Raw genomic sequence first — 17255 nt, forward strand, 5'->3', positions numbered from 1 at the left:
AGCCATTTCGGCTGCGCAGCACCGGATAGAATTCCCGGCATTGCAAGTGGCAAACGTTACGCGGCGAAAAACAATCCACGGCGAGGCGCCGAGGCTTTGCGACGCAAGCTCCGTTCGCCGTCGATTCCGGAAAGTGCTCCGCCAATACTGATGACAACGAATGGAACGGCAACAACTGTATGAGCGATGATGACCCTAAGTAGGTATTCGTCAGACCGAGTCGAGCGAGAAGCACCTGCATCCGAACACCAAGCACCACCGCAGACACCACCATTGGCAGACGGAAAAGTGTGCGGAATGTTCCGCGCAACAAAAGGGTTCGAGCTCGAAGGCCCAAAGAAGCCGCCACTTCAAGTAAGGTGGCTAACAACGTAGTCCCGCCACCAATCATCAGGCTGTTGACGATCAATCGCCGCCACGTGTCCGCCGGAAGCAGTTCCTCAAACCAACGAAGGGAATAGGACGGAACAGGGTAGGTCAGAATTACGCAAGACCAAGGCGGCCAAACGCCTGCTGGAAGCAAGGATACCTGCCGAAGCGCATCGTCACCGACAAGCTCCGCTCCTATGGAGCGGCACGGCGGCAGGTCATGGCTACTCGACCATCGATCGCACAAGGGGCCCGAACAATCGTGCCGAGAATTCGCATTTGCCGCTGCGAAAACGTCAGCGGATGATGCAACGATTTCGCTCACCGGGTGCGTTGCAACGCTTCACCAACATCTTCTCGGCCGTGCGTCGTCCCTTCACACTCAACGCGTTCCGCCATCGCGGTTCACCTGCATCGTCTCGATGCGTTCGCCCAACGGAAAATCGCTACTGCAGTGACGGCCTGAGCCCGCATCATACCGCAAACGCACCTAAAGAAGTTAATTTGACATCGCCCTTTTCGCCGATCGCACCTTGGTCGTTGGCACTCTTAGCACGACCCCCGTCAAGGTCCACTCCCTGCCCGCCTCTCACGGCATAGCCGCTGGGACGGGTTAATTGGTTTCTCTGCGTTCCGCGTCCAGCCAGTTTTCGAGCTTCAGTCCGGGATGCGCCAGGAAGTCCCGCGTGTTGTTGGTCACCAATACCGTGTCCAGAGCGATCGCATGCGATGCGATCAGTTTGTCGAGATGATCTATCTTCCGGTCTCTCGTCGCCATTCGAACCGGACCGTAGGCACGCGCTGCTGCGATCCCAAACGGCTCTACCGTGATCAGCTCGGCCAGGGCGGTGAGATTATCAAGTTCTCGTGCCGGATCATCGGATGCGGAAACACCGTACCCGAGTTCCGCGAAGGTGATGGCGGACATCACCACGTCCCCCACATAGCAACTGGCAAAGCGGCGAGCGACCTGCTCCGGCTGGTTTTTCATCAGGTAGATACACATGTTCGTATCGAGCATGTAACGCGCCATCAGATCTTATCCCGCTCCTCTTGCTCATGGGACTCTCTTCCGTCGCGCATGAAATCCGGAGAGAAGCGGGCGAATACATCCAGAACGCCGGCCAGGGAGCGATGCACAGGACGGATGCGAAGCTCGTCGCCGATGCGCTCGATTTCCAACTCAACATCGGTTCGCTCAAACGCCAGTTCCGCCGGTATGCGAACCGCCTGGGAATTTCCATTCTTGAAAGCTTTAGTGGTGTGCATGTCATCAACTTTGTGTGTACGTGGATGTACTATATCCTAGGCTTTCCAACTTGTACATCCTTAGTGTGTACGTTTAGCGCTTGGACGGGCGCGCATCTCGCAACAGGTTGAGGTCGCTCGTGCCGAATCGTGTGCTGGTCCACCCGCAGCGGGTATTGGCCCATCCGGGCAACAGTTCGTTCCTGCCCCGTCCAAATCTAGACAGACGATTGAGAGCGCGATGCCGCGCTCAGATTTGCAAGGAGCATCCGTAGAAGGCGTATGCGCGTCTCACCCGTGACATGCCGCTCTTACGATAGGCCGGTGCTTGCGCCAATGTCGCCGGCAGCCGCGACTTCGGCGGCGTAGTGCGAAAGGCGGTGAAATGTTCGCCGCCGATCTGTGTTGTATCGAGATTGCGATTGGCATGACGGGCACCTATGTCGTCGACCGTGACAAAGGGCGGTGTATTGTAGATGTATGGCTGATCTCCGCTTTGCGGCGGATCTCCGCAACCGACATCCTGGCGATCGTTCCTCCCGGCCGAAGGCGAGCCCACGCCGGACCGCGGAGCTCGCTGCGGAAATTGTCTCGCTATGCCCTCACTAAGAGAAAATTCAATTAGGCACGAAAGGGCTTTCGATGGAGCCGGAAGTTTGTTGGCGCGGCAGCTTTTTTGCTGTTGACGAGCGTATAGCGATTCTATACCCGTTCCGACGGATTAAAAGCACAATGCATATATAAAGCCGTCAGGAGGCAAATGTTGCTCATTTTGAGAATCCGCGCATGGTCAAGGGGTCCAACTTCCTTGTCTCGGCGATTGAATGAGGGGGTCGAGTACATCTTTCGCGTCCCCGGCGAGGAAGCCCTCGACGTCGTCGCTCCTGCTCCATCTGCATCAAGTCGGCGCCTTCCTGTCACGATGAGGACACCGGCACTCTCTCAAAAGAAGGATACTGTCACGATGGTCCGTACCCGCAGAAGCCATTTCAGAAGACGAGATCACCGGCGTATATTGTCCCACAGATGGAACGCGCGCCACGTTTTCAACTCGAAGCAACTCGAGCTGATCCTCAACACAACTCATTCCTGAACACACTCATTCCTGAACCTTGGAAAATAAAACATGACCTCTAATATAAGTATTGGCTCGCCAGCCCCGTCGATCAACGTGCAGCACTGGCTCCGCGGCGATCCGCTTTCCAACTTCCAGCTCGGCAAGATCTACATCCTCGATTTCTTTTCGACTACCTGCGGATATTGCGGGCCGGTGCTGTCCCACTTGGCGCAGATGCAGGAGGAAATCAGCGACATGGGAGTTGAACTCATCGAGGTCGCAGCAAATGAGGAAGCTGAAACGGCTAACGAGGCCCTAGCTCAGGTGGACAAATGGGTAACCAAATGGCTCCCGAATACGAAAATTCGGATCGGGTTCGACCACTCAGGCGAAATGGCTAAGCATTGGCTGTTAGCCAGCCTGTCCTTCCATCTTCCACAGGCGTTCATTGTCGGCCGAGACGGCAGCATCGCCTTCATCGGTGATCCGGACATGCCCGTGCTGCAGACCCTGGCGGAGTATAAGGGTGAGCCGGGGTGATGTCAGGTTAACTCGCCATGAAGCGACCGGCTGGTAGTTGATGCCAATGACCCAGCCGAGTATAATGATCAATGTAACAGACATTCCCAAATATTAGCGATCGCTTCTCGCAAAGTATATCTGCCGGAAGGCGATGTTGTCGCCGCTGACCTTCTTCCCTGGGTTGGTGTCCACTTTGTGGGCGGGCACAAAAGCTACATGCTCAACAAAGGTGCAGCGATGCTGACGCGACGGGTGGCGATGCCTCTCTGGAATCCACTGCTTTTAGGAGGCACGCCATGTGTAATGAATTGATCCTCATCATCGATGACGATCGGGAAACGCGTGCTCTCCTAAAATTTTACCTTGAGAGAGAAGGTTATCGAACAGTGGAGGCTTCCGATGGAGAAATAGGCCTTGCGCACCATATGAGGCTGAAACCCGATCTCGTCATGCTCGAAGTCTCGTTACCCCGCCGGAACGGCTTTGAGGTATTGGCTGAAATCAGGCGTCGCGGCGACACGTTGGTGATTGTGGTGACGTGCCGGGACAAGCCTATTGACGAACTGCAGGGCTATCGATGCGGAGCAGATGATTACATTGTCAAACCGTTCGAACCGGACGTAGTGGTAGCCCGTACCATAGCGGTGCTACGGAGGGCCGGTGGTCGCATCGCCAATCTGCCAATCCGCCTTGGAAAACTGACTGTCGACCAGTCAGCACGCGCCGCATGGGTAGATCAACCGACCGGACGAAAAGACCTGCAGCTGACTCAAACGGAGTTCAAGCTTATCGCTCGTCTGGCTCGTTCCCCCGGCCGCGTGTTCGAGCGTGGTGAACTGATTGACGAATGTTTTCCAGACAATGTACCGCTCGACCGGACCATAGATACTCATATGTGCAATCTGAGATACAAACTCGGTGCCGCAGGCGTGCGCGGCATGCTGGTCTCCGTCAGGGGCATTGGATACCGAATGGACAATACAGATGGTTAAATTTAAAGCTAGAAATTTGCAAACATGATCGTTCGCGCTCGTGTGCAAAAGCTACAATCTTCTTCACGATACTGGATGAACTGTCTCCGGACGCCTCCGAGTCGCCCTGGACGGTTGTCGCCGCACTCAGTTTAATAGCAATAATCGGTCTTATTCCCGCCGCCGTTGTCGGCCGTCGGCCTAGCCCAAGACATCGTGAGTGCTCTGCCACCCATTCGATAGCCGCCGGTGATTATTCCGTGCGTGTCACACCGCCCCGAACTCGTTCGAGGATGCCTATGCTTTTACCGCCAATATTAACGCGATGGCCGAGCGCCTGGAGGAGTTTCAAGCAGACCTCAGATACTGGAACTCAGCGATTGCGCATGAAGTCCGAACGTCCTCGACCGTGCTATTAGGCAATCTGCGTGGACTTTCGACCGGTGCAATCGAACCAAGCCCGGAGCTATTCGCTCGCATGATTCCCTATCTCGACTATCTTGATTCTATCATCAACGATTTAGAGAATCTTCTTCTAATTGAATAGGTGGCCTGGCTGATGCCCTCCTTGCGGCAGATCTCAGCAACCAAGACACCTTCATCACCTTGCTTCAGAATGAACGCCTTCTGCGCGTCCGAAAATTGCGATGCCTTCATCGTCTACCCTTCCTTTCCCTGCGAGGAAAATGCACCGGAAAACTCTAACCAAAACTGGTCTAGTTTGAAGGGTTCAGATCAGAACTTCGTCAGCGGTCGGTGATAACTTGAGCTTGATCACATTGTGGAACAGTGGCGCACATGCGCTATGTTGTAGGCGGCCTCAAAATCTTATTGCCGTAGAGCTTCTTGTAACCCCCATAGGCATTGACCTGATGTGGTGGACGGCCTCCGCTCCCGGCATCGCAATGTGCCAAAGTGTGGCTGTCGAAAGTCACATAAGGGAGAGCCGTCCATGGAGAAGATTACCACAATTGGTCTGGATATCGCCAAGCATGTATTTCAGGTTCACGGGATCAATGGTGCCGGCGCGACGGTGAGCCGCCGCAAGCTGCGCCGCGACGATGTCGTTGGATTCTTCAAGGCATTGCCGCCATGCCTGATCGGAATCGAGGCATGCGCGACTGGACACCACTGGGCTCGGGTTCTTATGGCGCTGGGTCACGAGGTTCGGCTGATGCCGGCGTCTTACGTCAAGCCATACGTGAAGCGGCAGAAGAACGACGCGACAGATGCCGAGGCGATTTGCGAGGCGGTGACGCGGCCGACGATGCGCTTCGTTCCAGTGAAGAGCGAGGAGCAACAGGGCGTGCTGATGCTGCATCGGGTCCGCGAGCTTTTGATCCGGCAGCGGACAATGCTGGTGAACGCCTTGCGTGGCCACTTGGCGGAGTTCGGCATCGTAACGCGACAGGGCATTGCCGGCGTCGGAATGCTGATCGCGTTGGTCGACGACGATGATCACGATCTAATCCCGCCGCTTGCGCGGTCCGCGCTTCTTCCGCTGATCGGGCAGTTGCGGGAGGTGCACGAGAAGGTCAGCGAGCTGGATCGCCAAATTCATGCTTGGCATCGCTCGAACGAACTGAGCCGCCGCCTTGAGACGATCCCTGGAATTGGCCCGATCACTGCCAGCGCAATTGCCGCGACGGTGACCGACGCGTCGCTCTTCAAATCCGGCCGACAATTGGCGGCATGGATAGGCCTGGTGCCGCGGCAGAACTCATCGGGTGGCAAGGACCGCCTCGGAAGGATCAGCAAACAAGGCGATCCCTATCTCCGCCGGCTTCTCGTTGTGGGCGCGCACGCGGTGCTTCGTTTCAGCGGCAAAGCTAAAGTTGCACCGACGCGTTGGGCCGCCGAACTTCTGGTGAAGAAGCCGTACAACGTCGTCGCTGTTGCTTTGGCCAACAAGATGGCGCGGATCGTCTGGGCGTTGATGACGACGGGCAGGCGCTTTGAGGCGACCGCCGCCCTTTGAATGCTCACAGAGAATGCAGAAATTGGTGAGGTGCTGATGGCGTGATGGCGAACGGTCGAGCCGGGATCGGACAAACCCGATCAGTGGGTGCCGCTTGAAAGCGCGTTGACCTGTCTGGGATCCGATCAGCGGACTACATCAGGGCCAGCGGCATGAACGCGCCGCAATCAAAGGCCGTATACATGCCTGCACCCGACCAATCTGCCGGAAACACCACACTGCCCCTTGCCACGCGGAGGCCGTCCATACATGCCACTGAACTTTCATCCAGCGGCGACTAGAGCCCCGGCGGTTTTGAATACGCCAAGTGGCGCGGTGGGAGCAACCGGCGGAAACGCGAAGCTTTCATCTTGCGCAGCGTTGGAGCCGGTTGCGGCGATGGTCCCGGCAAAGTCTGCCGGGGTTTTGTATCCGAGCGATGAGTGCGGCCGGAAATGGTTGTACAACACGACGACAGAACACCCACGGGACCGAGGTTCGCGAGCTTTTGTATCCGTGGCATCCCTGGTCCGGGCGGCTCGTTCACGTGCATGAGTCGGTGTCCAAAGGGACGCATATTTTCCGCTGCAGCCTTTCTGGTTCTTCTTCTGGTCGACTTCTTGAGGTCCCGTCGTGGATGTTCGATCGATCAGTGAGTGGTTGTTGGCGCAGCCTGCCGGTTCCGCACGTCGATCTCGCAAGCCTGCATATTTTGGCAAGATTGCTGAAGGACGCTGATGCCTCATCGCAATCTTCGGTAATGGGCGCAGCATTGGTCTCTCACGAAACGAGTCGGAGAGATGTTCATGCCTCGCCAGCCCATGACATGCCAGTTCGATCTGTTCTCGGCCCCGCAGCGGGGGAAGACGGCAGGGACGCCGCAATGGCCGGAGTTGCCGGAGGAGACCCGCCAAGCGTTGACGGTGCTCATCGTGCGGCTGTTCGTCGATCACGCAAAGTGCGGACATGCCTCCCAACAGAAGGAGGCCGGTCATGATGCATGAGAAGATCGCGCCGCATCATCTGGAGCGGAAGGCCATCCTCTATGTTCGGCAGTCCTCGGCTCACCAGGTTCTGCACAATCGAGAGAGCAGCGCCCTCCAATACGCCATGCGCGACCGTCTGGCAGCGCTTGGATGGTCACATATAGAAACGGTGGACGACGACCTTGGTCGTTCGGCCGCCGGCGGCGTGACCCGCGCTGGATTTGATCGGATGGTGGCGGAAGTCTGCCTTGGCAAGGTCGGCGCCGTGGCCGCGCGTGAGGTATCGCGTTTCGCCCGGAACAGCCGCGATTGGCAGCAACTCATCGAGATGTGCCGCGTTGTCGATACCGTCCTGATCGATCAGGAAGCAGTTTATGCGCCCCGCCAGGGCAACGACCGCCTGCTCTTGGGTTTGAAGGGCAGCCTCAACGAATATGAACTCGATCTCTTGCGTCAGCGTTCCCTTTCCGCCCGCTATGAGAAGGCTCGCCGCGGTGAGCTCGTCGTCACTGTTCCGGCCGGCTTCGTAAAGGCCGGTGATAGGATCGAGAAGGATCCCGACCGACGCATCCAGGAAGCCATCGCACTCGTCTTCAACAAGGTCACCGAACTCGGGAGTGCCCGGCAGGCCTTGCTATGGTTCCTTGAGCAGGGGTTGGACCTGCCCGTCAGGTGCGCCAACGGTGACGTCATCTGGCGCAGGCCAAATTATGCCACCATCCACCGGATGATTGCGAACCCGATCTACGGCGGCGCTTATGCTTATGGTAAGAGTCGTTCCGTACCGGGATACGATGGCCGATCTGGAATTCGCCGCAAGGCGCGTGATGAATGGCTTGCCCTGATCCCGGACGCGCACGAAGGTTACATCAGTTGGGAACGGGCGGAGGAGATCCGCAAGATGGTCAGCGACAATGTACCGGCCAGTCGCCATCATGGAGCGCCGAAGCATGGCGACGCTCTGCTTGCCGGTCTGTTCCGCTGCAAAAGGTGCGGCCGGAAGCTGACGGTTCGTTACACAGGCGCCAACCATAACATCCCGCGCTATTCCTGTTGGCGCGGTCTACTCGATAATGGCGAACCACGTTGCATCGCCTTCGGCGGTCTGCGGGTCGATGATGCGATCGAGGAGGCGCTGCTCGGCGTGGTCGAACCAGGAGCCATTGCCGCCGCCATCGAGGCGGAACGCAATATGGCCAGCCAACGCGATCAGGTTCAGGATGTCCTGCTTCGCGACCTCGAGGCAGCACGCTATGGAGCCGACCGGGCATTCCGGCAATATGACGCGGCCGATCCGGAGAACAGACTTGTAACGTCTGAGCTCGAAGCGCGCTGGAATAAGACACTCGCACGCGTCGGCGAGATCGAGGCCAGGATTGCCAAACATCGGACAGTTACGCCGCAGCAGTTCCCCATGTCCGCATCACAGATAACCGCACTTGCGGGAAACCTTCGCACCGTCTGGACGGCGCCGACAACCGATGCAAGGCTGAAGAAGCGCATCGTGCGCACGCTCATCAATGAAGTGGTCGCCGATCTCGATGATGGAACCTCTGAGATCGTCCTCGTCATTCATTGGGTTGGAGGCGTCCACACCGAGCTGCGCCTGCCGAAGCGACGCCGTGGCCAAAGAAACGCGACCCCTGACGACATTGTCGACGCTGTCAGACAGCTCGTCTTGATCGCCAATGATGATGTGATTGCCGGTGTCCTCAATCGCAACGGACTGACGACCGGCAATGGCAATCGCTGGACACGGGAGCGGGTCACCGCGCTGAGGTCATATCGCAAGATTCCGGTCTTCCGTCCCCAGATCGACGGGGTCGAGCCGTGGCTTAATCTGGGCGGTGCGGCGAAGTTGCTCGGGATAACGCCAAAGACGCTGCGTCTGGCGGCCGAGGCGGGCGATATTGAGGGGGTTCATCCGCTACCCGATGGCCCATGGATCTTCAGCCGTTCCAAACTCGCGACCCCACAAGCACGTCAGATCCTCAATCGTGCCCGGAAGAACCCTCGCCACCCCGCGGGATCGCCTCCAGATCAGGAAAACCTATTCCCTTCAATGACATAGAAAGATGGGTGTCATGAAACAGGATTGTAATCGTCCGCCCATTCAGCAATGGCGCTGCGGGCATGATCGAGGCCGAAGAACAGGCTTTCGTTGAGCAACTCGTCGCGCATCCGGCCGTTGAAAGACTCAACATAGCCGTTCTGCATTGGCTTCCCCGGCGCAATATAGTGCCATTCGACCTTGTGATCTTTCGACCAGGCGAGGATGGCATTCGAAGTTAGTTCGGTGCCGTTGTCGGAGACAATCATTCCGGGCTTGCCGCGTCGTTCGATCAGCGTCGTCAGTTCTCGGGCGACGCGCCGACCGGAGATAGACGTGTCCGGGATTGCTGCCAAGCATTCGCGCGTCACGTCATCGACAATGTTGAGCACACGGAAGCGTCTGCCGCAGGCAAACTGATCATGCACGAAGTCCAGCGACCAGCGGGCATTGGCCTTCGCTTCAACCAGGATCGGCGCACGCGTGCCGACCGCACGCCGCCTGGCTTTCCGCTTGCGAACGGAAAGACCTTCCTCGCGATAGAGCCGGTAGATGCGATTGACCCCGGACGGCTCTCCGTCCCGCCGAAGCAGGACGAACAGCCGACGGTAGCCGAAACGACGCCGCTCATTGGCGAGGTCGCGCAGCTTCGTCCGCAGTTCAACCTCCGGCGATCGGCTTGACCGGTAACGGATCGTCTTGCGGTCGGCAGATATAATCTGGCAGGGCCCGCCGCTCCGAAAGACCCATGACGGCCTTCAGATGCGTGACGGCGTCACGCTGGGCGGCAGGCCCTACCATTTTTTTGCAAGAAGCTCGCGGAGCGCGGCTGCATCAAGCATCTGTTCGGCCAGCAGCTTCTTCAGCCTCGCATTCTCATCCTCGAGCGCCTTCAGCCGCTTCGCCTCGGAGACTTCCATGCCGCCATATTTGGCTTTCCAGTTATAAAACGTCGCTTCTGAAATCCCGTGCTTGCGGCAGAGGTCGGCCACCTTCGCGCCTGCCTCCTGCTCCTTCAGCACTGCAATAATCTGCTCTTCCGTAAATCTCTGCTTCTTCATTCGTCCGTCCTTTAATGGGCCGGACTCTAATCCATCCTGGAGGAAATTCGCAGTGGCAGGTCAGCATCGGTATGCACCACACCACTGGAGTATGCAAATTGGTCAGCCTCAACATTTTAACGTACAAGTTTCGACATTTCTACCATTTTGATCTTAGGATCATGACGTTTACGAATTGCGAAACCACGAAATACACGCGTCTACAAGAACATCTACCGGATCTATAACATCAGTACCTTTGAATATGTCTCGCGATGCGCTAGACAGCTCACTGCATCCAAGTATAATAGCGTCAGGCTTGAGGCTTCGTGTTCGCGCTACCAGTAATGCCATTTTAAATCTGGCGCGACTTATATTTCCGCTCTTGACGTCATCAATGACCCTTGTTGCGTCTTGTTGGATTGAGTCGACGTCAGGGACGGCGCCCCCCAGCCCGCAGCTGAATACCCATATAATTTGCGTTGAATATTTGCTTCCATTCCTAAGACAATTGTTCGCAGGTTATCCATATCCGTGCCGTTATGCTGATGTATAAAGTCGCGGGTAACCGCAACCATACTAATGAAATTTATTGTTAGAGCATTTGCAATATCGGACGACCAAAAATGTGCCGTATTGCAGGGAATGGCTATAGCTCCACATCCAACTTTCTCGAGCAATTGCGCGCGTTCCAGGATCTGCTCACAGCGGTTGACCAGGGCAAGGCGAGCGAGGAAGAGGCGGTCGGCCTGGCGGCCGGCATGCTGGTGGCCGGGCACGAGACAACCGTCGCGCAGATCGAATTCGGCCTGCTGGCCATGTTCCGCCATCCGCAACAGCGCGAACGTCTCGGCAGCGATCCATCCCTGGTTGACAAGGCGGTGGAGGAAATCCTGCGAATGTACCCGCCAGGCTCGGGCTGGGACGGCATCATGCGTTATCCGAGGACCGACGTGACGATCGCGGGCGTGCATATTCCCGCGGAGAGCAAGGTGCTGGTCGGCTTGCCGGCGACGTCATTCGACCCACGTCATTTCGACGACCCAGAAATCTTCGACATCGGACGCGACAGAAAGCCGCACTTGGCTTTCTCATACGGGCCGCACTACTGCATCGGCGTGGGGCTGGCCAGAGTGGAACTCAAAGTGGTGTTAGGTTCGATCTTCCAGCGCTTTCCTGCTCTACGCCTGGCCGTGGCGCCCGAAGAACTGAAGTTGCGCAAAGAGATTATCACTGGTGGGTTCGAGGAGTTTCCGGTGCTCTGGTGATTCATGGACACCAGCGGGATCGCAACCTTCTTGAAATGCGCGGGAGCTATCGAGACCGCCCTCCATTAGCGGTGGTGATCGGTGTCGGCAATCCTACAAATCCCTCCGAACAGCGACAACGAAACACCTGCAGTCTCGAAGGCTTAGCCGCACCAAAATCGAGTTGCATCATCACGAGGTAACGCGAGAAGCCCAGGTTCCAAACAAGACACTGTTGAAGACACATGCCGCAGCCACGTTACGCCAGGGAGTGAGGGTTCCGGATATTTTGTCCGCAACGTTCAAAGAGAGTGGCAGCCGGTCGACAGCGCAAGTCGCAGCTTCGGACCTTGTTTTCCTTCACGCCCTCTCCCGCAGCCTTTAGCAGCGTGTTGTTCCATTTTTATGACAGATAAGCTCCGGCTTTAAGATATCGACGCCTCGGCGACGCGGAAATGCATCCGCATCTCGCTGGTCTCGGCTTCACGATCGAGCAGTGCTCCTCGGTCGACGGAGCCGTTGAGGAAGCTGATATCGTCACCACGGTAACGGCAACAGTGCGCGGCCATCCTGTCGGACAACCATGTCAGCCTGGCATCCACATGAACGCGGTGGTGGGGATGCCTAGCGAGACGGAACTTAGCAAGGATATCCTCCTGCGTTCGGACATCTTTTTGGAGTATCCGCCACAGACCCGCATCGAAGGCCAGATCCAGCAGTTGCCGGTCCAGCATCTCTATCGAACTTTGATGACTGGTCGAGTGGACGGCCGTGGAAGCGCCGACCAGATCACGGTGTTCGACAGCGTCGGCTTCGCCATCGGCGCAGAGATGCAAGGCGGGATGGTGGTTCGAGCGTATGAGGATTTTTGGCCACATAGTGCGATCGGCAACAAGATACCGACCCCACTGGTGAATTCGGAAAGCCGCGAGCCCGCTTCACGAAATATGCGGGAAAGTCCGAAGAGCCGAGCCGATGTAACGATGCGGGTGCCGCTCATTTCTGTGAGGTGCGTGCGCGATCTACGGCCACGAACCAGCGCCAGACGGACCTCATCGGTCACGCCGCAAGCCAGCATCCGACCGGAGGCACTCTCCACGAACAACTGTCCCGAATTACCGCACTATTTAGCATTCGCTTGCATGCGCAGACTGCGATGGTACCGTTCGCCGACAACCTGGGGGGATCGCGTATGACAATTGAAGAGCTGATCGATATACAGGAAGCAGGTTCAAGAGCGCGGGTGCTCGGCCTGAAGGCTCACGAGAACCCATACCTCGCCGCCCACAGGACGCCTACTGGTGATGGCAGCGCTCTCGGAGATCGGCTTGCACGACACGACGCGTGGAAGTTCGGTTGGGAAGCGGAGGACGCTAGCCGGGAAGGAAGGGTTGTTTCGCACTTGCAGGAATTGGCCTCTGCCAAACGGCGTTCGCTTGATGCGTAACGTTATTGTGGTGGTTCGCTAGCGACGAGAAGTTTTCAGGCCCGTCGCGGCAAAGGATCGGCATCTTTTCACCATCAGGTCGCCGCCGGCTGCCCAACTGCGGTGCAAACTCGCGACGGCGCACAATTAGCTTCCGAATGTGGCAGGAGCGTTCAGCCGGTAGGAAAGCTCCTAGGTGTTTAGTCCCGGGAATTGATGGATTGGATTGAGGCTGAAGTTTTTCGGCTCTGAAGTCCATTGTCTACAGATGAATTCGTATGGCGTGAGGCCTTTGAGGGTCTTCAAGCGGCGGCCGAAATTGTAGGCGGCGAGGAAGTCGGTGAGATGCCGGGTGAGTTGGTCGTGACTGTCGAAATGATAGCGTTTGACGGTGGCTTCCTTGATTGTCCGGTTCATTCTTTCGACTTGACCGTTGGTCCAGGGGTGATTGGGTTTGGTCAGTCGGTGTTCGATGCCATGTGTTCGGCATGTACGATCGAACATATGCATGCGCAGCCTTGCCGTGGGTCCATTACGGCGAGAAGGCAGATCGCAAAACTGGACGCCGTTGTCCGTCAGGACGGTATGAATTTTGTAGGGGACGGCCTCGACCAGGGCCTTCAGGAAAGCCGCAGCGGTATGGATGTTGGCGCTTTCCTCGAGGTGGGCGAAAGCGAATTTGGATGTCCGATCAATGGCAACGAAGAGCTGGAGCTTGCCTTCGGCAGTCTGAACCTGGGCAATATCGATGTGAAAGTAGCCGATAGGGTAGGCTTTGAATTTCTTCTTCGCCGGCTTGTCACCGTCGATATCGATCAGGCGACTGATGCCATGTCGCTGAAGGCATGATGCAGCGACGATCCTGTAAGGTGAGGAATCGTTGCCTGCAGACTGTAGAGGCAGTCGTCTAGCGGCAACAGCGTATGCCGGCGGAAGGCGATGATGATCGCTTCATCTTCGGTCGACAGAACAGTGGACTTCGGCTCTTTCGGCCCAGTCGGAAGATCGGCGATCGAAGTCCGTTTCTACCACTTGGCGACCGTCTTCTGATTGATCCCGTAGCGCTTCGAAAGTGCTCTCAAGCTCTCTTGACTATGCTGTATCGCTCGACGGACCGCCTCTGTCGTGCGGGCGCTCCCATGTAGAATTTGTCCCATAGCGAATCTCTCCAGGCTTGCGAGAAGATTGCACCATCAAAATCCGGGATCAAACACCTAGGGAGTGATGCACTGATCATTCCGAAGCGGAGAGCGACGGACAAACATTCGAGAATTGCCTCGACGTGATACGCTCATGGTTGGGCCAGGGCGTTCGAGAAACCTGCGGAGGCCGTTGTGCGGCCGTCGTCTTGAAGGAATCGGCCGAAGAACGGCGCGGCCTGAGCTCATAGTCTTGACGCCTTAAGGATGGTGGAACTCGAACGTCAAACAGGATGCAACCCCACGTGGCGGCGCACAATGCTGGTGAATGCCTTCCGGGGCACTTGGCGGAGTTCGGTATCGCGACGCGACAGGGCATTGCCGGAGTCGGAATGCTTATGTGACACGGATCAAGCACCGGCACATAGCGCGAGAAGGTGTCGATCACCGTCAGAACCCGCAACTTCTTTCCGGTCGCCAGCTGGTCGTGAACGAAGTCCATGGCCATGCCCCAGCCCTCACGCTCTAAGAGCACATGCACCCGACGGTAGCCGTAGCGCACTCTCTCAGATCTCGCGAATACGCCGTTCCAAGCCGGCCTGATCGGCACGGCGAGAGATGTAGTGTTAGCTTGAACGATCGAAGTTGAGCGTCCAATGACGGCCAAGGGCGTGCGTTATCGACATCATCGGCCTCCACCCAATTCCTGCTCGCTTAGCGGCTCCGCTCCAATACGGCTATCTGCCTATGCAATCGCTGCCTTGGATCGAACCGGCTCAACGCTGCGTTTCCTTGATTTTCTCCGGAAGAAAGGAAGGCCACTATAAGGAAGGCCACTATAATGAGGAATACGACGACCAGGTAACCTTAACTATCTCCGCTCTTGCTCCCACTTCGGCTTGCGACGGGTGGTGGGAGCTGGCGGCGACACCTGCGGCGAAAGGCTCACCGGCTCGGAAGAAAGGACCTGGCTTGCCGCCAGTGCGGTTTCCAGCTCGCGTTCGTCGTGCGATGAGAGGCCAAGTTTCAGGGCTCGGATCGCGCCGAGGTCCGCTCTCGCAAGGTTCCTCCTGGCCGAGATGGACGAAGCCGCAACCTTCCTCGATCGCAAGCCGCCAGTGGTCGTTGACGATCAGCTCACATCGATTTAGCGCAGACTGCTACTGCGCGACTAATCTCGGTACATAGTTCAGCCTCCGGACGATCCTCGATGCGCAACTGTACCAGCTTGATGCCGAGAGGGTACCAGTCGGGCAATCCACTCGGCGCTGTCGACGATCAGGTAGAACGGGTCGCGCTTCAAGTGAACACCGCCTTTCCGATCACCGGCGTGGAGGGTACGGCCATGTCGCGCGGCTCCATCAGTCCGGCGTTAAAGGCTTGATTGCCGGCGGCGATTGCCGCGGCAAAGGCGGCTGCCATCGCGGCGGGATCTGCCGCGCCGGCAACGGCGGTGTTGAGCAGAACCGCATCGAATCCGAGCTCCATGACCGCAGTTGCGTGCGACGGCCGACCGATGCCGGCATCGACGATCAGCGACACGTCAGGGAAATGGGCCCGCATTGCTCTGAGCGCCGTGGGATTGAGCGGCCCGGCGGCACTGCCGATCGGTGCGCACCAAGGCATGAGCACCTTGCAGCCGGCGTCCAGCAGTCGTTCGGCCACAACCAGATCGTCCGTCGTGTACGGGAAGACTTCAAAACCTTCACCGACGAGAATGCGAGCCGCCTCGACGAGACCGAAGACATCCGGCTGTAACGTATCATGGTTGCCGATAACCTCGAGCTTGATCCAGTCGGTGGAGAACAGCTCGCGTGCCATCCTTGCCGTCAGCACCGCTTCCGCGACGCTGTGGCAACCTGCGGTGTTGGGTAGGATACGAACGCCGAGCGCGCGGACCATTTCGAAGAAGGTGCCCCCACTGCGGCCGCCAGACATTTCACGACGAAGCGAGACGGTGACGACTTCCGTCGCCGATTGCCTTACAGCCTCGGCGAGGACGGCAGGAGAGGGGTATCGCGCTGTGCCAAGCAACAGACGGGAGGTAATTTCGGCCCCATAAAGCGTCAGCATCCGTCAGCCTCCCTGCATCGGCGATAGGATTTCGATCCTGTCATTGTCGTTGAGCGAACGATCGAACCGGTCTTCGCGATGGACCAGCTCACCGTTGACGGCTGTCGCCAGCCAGTCACCCTCGTATTCCATCAGGACTAAAAGTTCCGACAGCGTCTCAGCCGCGACATTCAGAGCCTCGCCGTTAACGATCAATTTCATGGGACATTCCTTCCCGTGGCATGTTGGTTGAAGACAAGTTCAGCCGCCTCGGCCGCCATGGCTGGCGCGAGCAGAAAGCCGTGGCGGTAGAGGCCGTTGAGCGAGATCACCGTTCCCTGATGGCTTGCACGTGGAAGATTGTCCGGAAAGGCTGGGCGGATTCCGACACCCGTTTCGATTATGGTTGCATCGGCAAAGGCCGGAAATAGCGTGTATGCAGCGTTGAGCAGTTCCATCAGTGAACGGGCGACAATAGGCCCGTCGAATTCCGTCTCGATCATCGTCGCGCCGACCATGAACAGACCGTCTCCACGCGGGACGATGTAGACGGGGAACCGCGGATGGAGCAGGCGGACCGGCCGGGAGAGATCCACGTCAAAGCTTCTAAGGTAAAGCATTTCGCCGCGGACGCCGCGCAATTCCTTGACCTCGCCGATGCGCGTAGCGCCCGTGCAATCGACGACACTGTCGAAGCTCTCGTGCGGGCTCTCGCTCACGAAGGTGACCCCCTGATCCGTCAGCTTGGTGCGCAGCAGACACAAAACTCGCCGGGGATCGAGATGGGCTTCGCGGCGAAAGAACAGCCCTTGCCGGAACCGCCCGGCAAGAGAGGGTTCCAGCGTCGCGATCGCCGGCTCTTCCAGCCATTCATAGCCCGTCGTGCGGCAGGCAAAGCGTCGCAGTTCACCAAGATCGCGAGCCGAGGCGACCACGAGCGTTCCGTTTCGTCGCACCTCTCCCGGCACCATTGCCTCCCATTTGTCGGCCGCGGTGAGACCACGCATCAGCACGGCGTCATCAGCACTCTCCCGCTCGCACCACGGCGCCAGCATTCCGCCCGCGAGCCACGAAGCAGCACGCAGGAAGCCGTCATATGGATCGAGCACGGTGACCTCGGCATCTCTAGCGCGCAGCTCATGCGCCATCGTCAGGCCGGCAACGCCGGCCCCTTTGACAAGAACACGCATC

At 57.8% G+C, this 17255-nt stretch carries 13 protein-coding genes and 9 pseudogenes; 9 read left to right on the forward strand and 13 right to left on the reverse strand.

Annotation, left to right across the window (positions count from 1 at the left end; all coding sequences use genetic code 11):
* Positions 1–20: 20 nt before the first annotated feature.
* A pseudogene (locus tag J2J98_RS27425) lies at positions 21–523 on the reverse strand (ABC transporter permease); the annotation flags it as partial.
* On the opposite strand from J2J98_RS27425, the pseudogene J2J98_RS27430 reads away from it, so the two are divergent.
* Positions 518–835, forward strand: a pseudogene (locus tag J2J98_RS27430) (DDE-type integrase/transposase/recombinase); the annotation flags it as partial. The pseudogenes J2J98_RS27425 and J2J98_RS27430 sit on opposite strands and share 6 nt — an antisense overlap.
* 147 nt (positions 836–982) lie before the next feature.
* On the opposite strand, the gene J2J98_RS27435 reads toward J2J98_RS27430, so the two are convergent.
* Both J2J98_RS27435 and vapB read right to left on the reverse strand, forming a co-directional pair.
* The gene (locus J2J98_RS27435) at positions 983–1402 is read right to left on the reverse strand and encodes a type II toxin-antitoxin system VapC family toxin (RefSeq protein WP_207603870.1); all 420 of its coding nucleotides are present in this window, start codon (positions 1400–1402) and stop codon (positions 983–985) included.
* Positions 1402–1638, reverse strand: coding sequence for a type II toxin-antitoxin system VapB family antitoxin (gene vapB, locus J2J98_RS27440; protein WP_127431704.1), 237 nt, complete (start codon positions 1636–1638; stop codon positions 1402–1404). Before vapB ends, J2J98_RS27435 begins: the two co-directional genes overlap by 1 nt.
* Positions 1639–2743: 1105 nt before the next feature.
* Between vapB and J2J98_RS27445 the strand changes: the two genes are divergently transcribed.
* The gene (locus tag J2J98_RS27445) at positions 2744–3214 is read left to right on the forward strand and encodes a TlpA family protein disulfide reductase (protein ID WP_207603871.1); all 471 of its coding nucleotides are present in this window, start codon (positions 2744–2746) and stop codon (positions 3212–3214) included.
* A 278-nt stretch (positions 3215–3492) separates the two neighbouring features.
* Positions 3493–4188 (forward strand): response regulator transcription factor, encoded by a 696-nt coding sequence (locus J2J98_RS27450; protein ID WP_207603872.1) that lies wholly within the window; start codon positions 3493–3495, stop codon positions 4186–4188.
* Positions 4189–4710: 522 nt separating this feature from the next.
* On the opposite strand, the pseudogene J2J98_RS27455 reads toward J2J98_RS27450, so the two are convergent.
* Positions 4711–4824 (reverse strand): annotated as a pseudogene (locus J2J98_RS27455) (transposase); the annotation flags it as partial.
* Between the two features lie 295 nt (positions 4825–5119).
* On the opposite strand from J2J98_RS27455, the gene J2J98_RS27460 reads away from it, so the two are divergent.
* Positions 5120–6145 carry an IS110 family RNA-guided transposase gene (locus tag J2J98_RS27460; protein ID WP_207603971.1) on the forward strand — a complete coding sequence of 342 codons (1026 nt, stop codon included), beginning with the start codon at positions 5120–5122 and terminating at the stop codon, positions 6143–6145.
* Between the two features lie 263 nt (positions 6146–6408).
* On the opposite strand, the pseudogene J2J98_RS27465 reads toward J2J98_RS27460, so the two are convergent.
* Positions 6409–6588: pseudogene (locus J2J98_RS27465) on the reverse strand (IS3 family transposase); the annotation flags it as partial.
* A gap of 342 nt (positions 6589–6930) precedes the next feature.
* On the opposite strand from J2J98_RS27465, the gene J2J98_RS27470 reads away from it, so the two are divergent.
* Positions 6931–7128: a hypothetical protein gene (locus tag J2J98_RS27470; RefSeq protein WP_041936667.1), complete on the forward strand. Its 198-nt coding sequence runs from the start codon at positions 6931–6933 to the stop codon at positions 7126–7128.
* Complete coding sequence (locus J2J98_RS27475) at positions 7118–9181, forward strand: recombinase family protein (RefSeq protein ID WP_207603873.1); 2064 nt, start codon at positions 7118–7120, stop codon at positions 9179–9181. Before J2J98_RS27470 ends, J2J98_RS27475 begins: the two co-directional genes overlap by 11 nt.
* Positions 9182–9204: 23 nt before the next feature.
* Here J2J98_RS27475 and J2J98_RS27480 read toward each other — a convergent pair.
* Positions 9205–10221: pseudogene (locus J2J98_RS27480) on the reverse strand (IS3 family transposase); the annotation flags it as partial.
* Between the two features lie 168 nt (positions 10222–10389).
* A complete protein-coding gene (locus tag J2J98_RS30915; RefSeq protein WP_207603987.1) occupies positions 10390–10677 on the reverse strand; it encodes an aspartate/glutamate racemase family protein in 288 nt (95 codons plus the stop codon).
* Positions 10678–10895: 218 nt separating this feature from the next.
* Between J2J98_RS30915 and J2J98_RS27495 the strand changes: the two are divergent.
* The 3 genes and pseudogenes from J2J98_RS27495 to J2J98_RS30575 all read left to right on the forward strand — a co-directional run.
* Positions 10896–11468: pseudogene (locus J2J98_RS27495) on the forward strand (cytochrome P450); the annotation flags it as partial.
* A gap of 434 nt (positions 11469–11902) precedes the next feature.
* Positions 11903–12643: a Rossmann-fold NAD(P)-binding domain-containing protein gene (locus J2J98_RS27500; protein WP_246569465.1), complete on the forward strand. Its 741-nt coding sequence runs from the start codon at positions 11903–11905 to the stop codon at positions 12641–12643.
* Positions 12640–12894: a CrpP-related protein gene (locus tag J2J98_RS30575; protein ID WP_222041772.1), complete on the forward strand. Its 255-nt coding sequence runs from the start codon at positions 12640–12642 to the stop codon at positions 12892–12894. Before J2J98_RS27500 ends, J2J98_RS30575 begins: the two co-directional genes overlap by 4 nt.
* Before the next feature lie 171 nt (positions 12895–13065).
* Here the strand turns inward: J2J98_RS30575 and J2J98_RS27505 are convergent.
* The 6 genes and pseudogenes from J2J98_RS27505 to thiO form a co-directional block, all read right to left on the reverse strand.
* A pseudogene (locus J2J98_RS27505) lies at positions 13066–14030 on the reverse strand (IS481 family transposase).
* Between the two features lie 388 nt (positions 14031–14418).
* Positions 14419–14698: pseudogene (locus J2J98_RS27510) on the reverse strand (IS3 family transposase); the annotation flags it as partial.
* Positions 14699–14901: 203 nt separating this feature from the next.
* Positions 14902–15315 (reverse strand): annotated as a pseudogene (locus J2J98_RS27515) (thiamine phosphate synthase); the annotation flags it as partial.
* Positions 15312–16085 (reverse strand): thiazole synthase, encoded by a 774-nt coding sequence (locus tag J2J98_RS27520; RefSeq protein WP_207603875.1) that lies wholly within the window; start codon positions 16083–16085, stop codon positions 15312–15314. The pseudogene J2J98_RS27515 and the gene J2J98_RS27520, both read right to left, overlap by 4 nt.
* Before the next feature lie 3 nt (positions 16086–16088).
* The gene (gene thiS / locus J2J98_RS27525; protein ID WP_207603876.1) at positions 16089–16286 is read right to left on the reverse strand and encodes a sulfur carrier protein ThiS; all 198 of its coding nucleotides are present in this window, start codon (positions 16284–16286) and stop codon (positions 16089–16091) included.
* The gene (gene thiO, locus J2J98_RS27530) at positions 16283–17254 is read right to left on the reverse strand and encodes a glycine oxidase ThiO (RefSeq protein ID WP_207603877.1); all 972 of its coding nucleotides are present in this window, start codon (positions 17252–17254) and stop codon (positions 16283–16285) included. Before thiO ends, thiS begins: the two co-directional genes overlap by 4 nt.
* Between the last annotated feature and the right edge of the window lies 1 nt (position 17255).

The organism is Rhizobium bangladeshense, assembly GCF_017357245.1.
Lineage (GTDB): Bacteria > Pseudomonadota > Alphaproteobacteria > Rhizobiales > Rhizobiaceae > Rhizobium > Rhizobium bangladeshense.

Excerpts from the sequence above, each read along its gene's own strand:
- J2J98_RS27470 (WP_041936667.1), top strand. The coding sequence starts at position 6,931 with ATGCCTCGCCAGCCCATGACATGCCAGTTCGATCTGTTCTCGGCCCCG.
- thiS (WP_207603876.1), bottom strand. The coding sequence starts at position 16,286 with ATGAAATTGATCGTTAACGGCGAGGCTCTGAATGTCGCGGCTGAGACG.
- J2J98_RS27500 (WP_246569465.1), top strand. The coding sequence starts at position 11,903 with ATGCATCCGCATCTCGCTGGTCTCGGCTTCACGATCGAGCAGTGCTCC.
- J2J98_RS30575 (WP_222041772.1), top strand. The coding sequence starts at position 12,640 with ATGACAATTGAAGAGCTGATCGATATACAGGAAGCAGGTTCAAGAGCG.
- J2J98_RS27445 (WP_207603871.1), top strand. The coding sequence starts at position 2,744 with ATGACCTCTAATATAAGTATTGGCTCGCCAGCCCCGTCGATCAACGTG.
- thiO (WP_207603877.1), bottom strand. The coding sequence starts at position 17,254 with ATGCGTGTTCTTGTCAAAGGGGCCGGCGTTGCCGGCCTGACGATGGCG.
- J2J98_RS27475 (WP_207603873.1), top strand. The coding sequence starts at position 7,118 with ATGATGCATGAGAAGATCGCGCCGCATCATCTGGAGCGGAAGGCCATC.
- J2J98_RS27450 (WP_207603872.1), top strand. The coding sequence starts at position 3,493 with ATGTGTAATGAATTGATCCTCATCATCGATGACGATCGGGAAACGCGT.
- vapB (WP_127431704.1), bottom strand. The coding sequence starts at position 1,638 with ATGCACACCACTAAAGCTTTCAAGAATGGAAATTCCCAGGCGGTTCGC.
- J2J98_RS27520 (WP_207603875.1), bottom strand. The coding sequence starts at position 16,085 with ATGCTGACGCTTTATGGGGCCGAAATTACCTCCCGTCTGTTGCTTGGC.
- J2J98_RS27460 (WP_207603971.1), top strand. The coding sequence starts at position 5,120 with ATGGAGAAGATTACCACAATTGGTCTGGATATCGCCAAGCATGTATTT.
- J2J98_RS27435 (WP_207603870.1), bottom strand. The coding sequence starts at position 1,402 with ATGGCGCGTTACATGCTCGATACGAACATGTGTATCTACCTGATGAAA.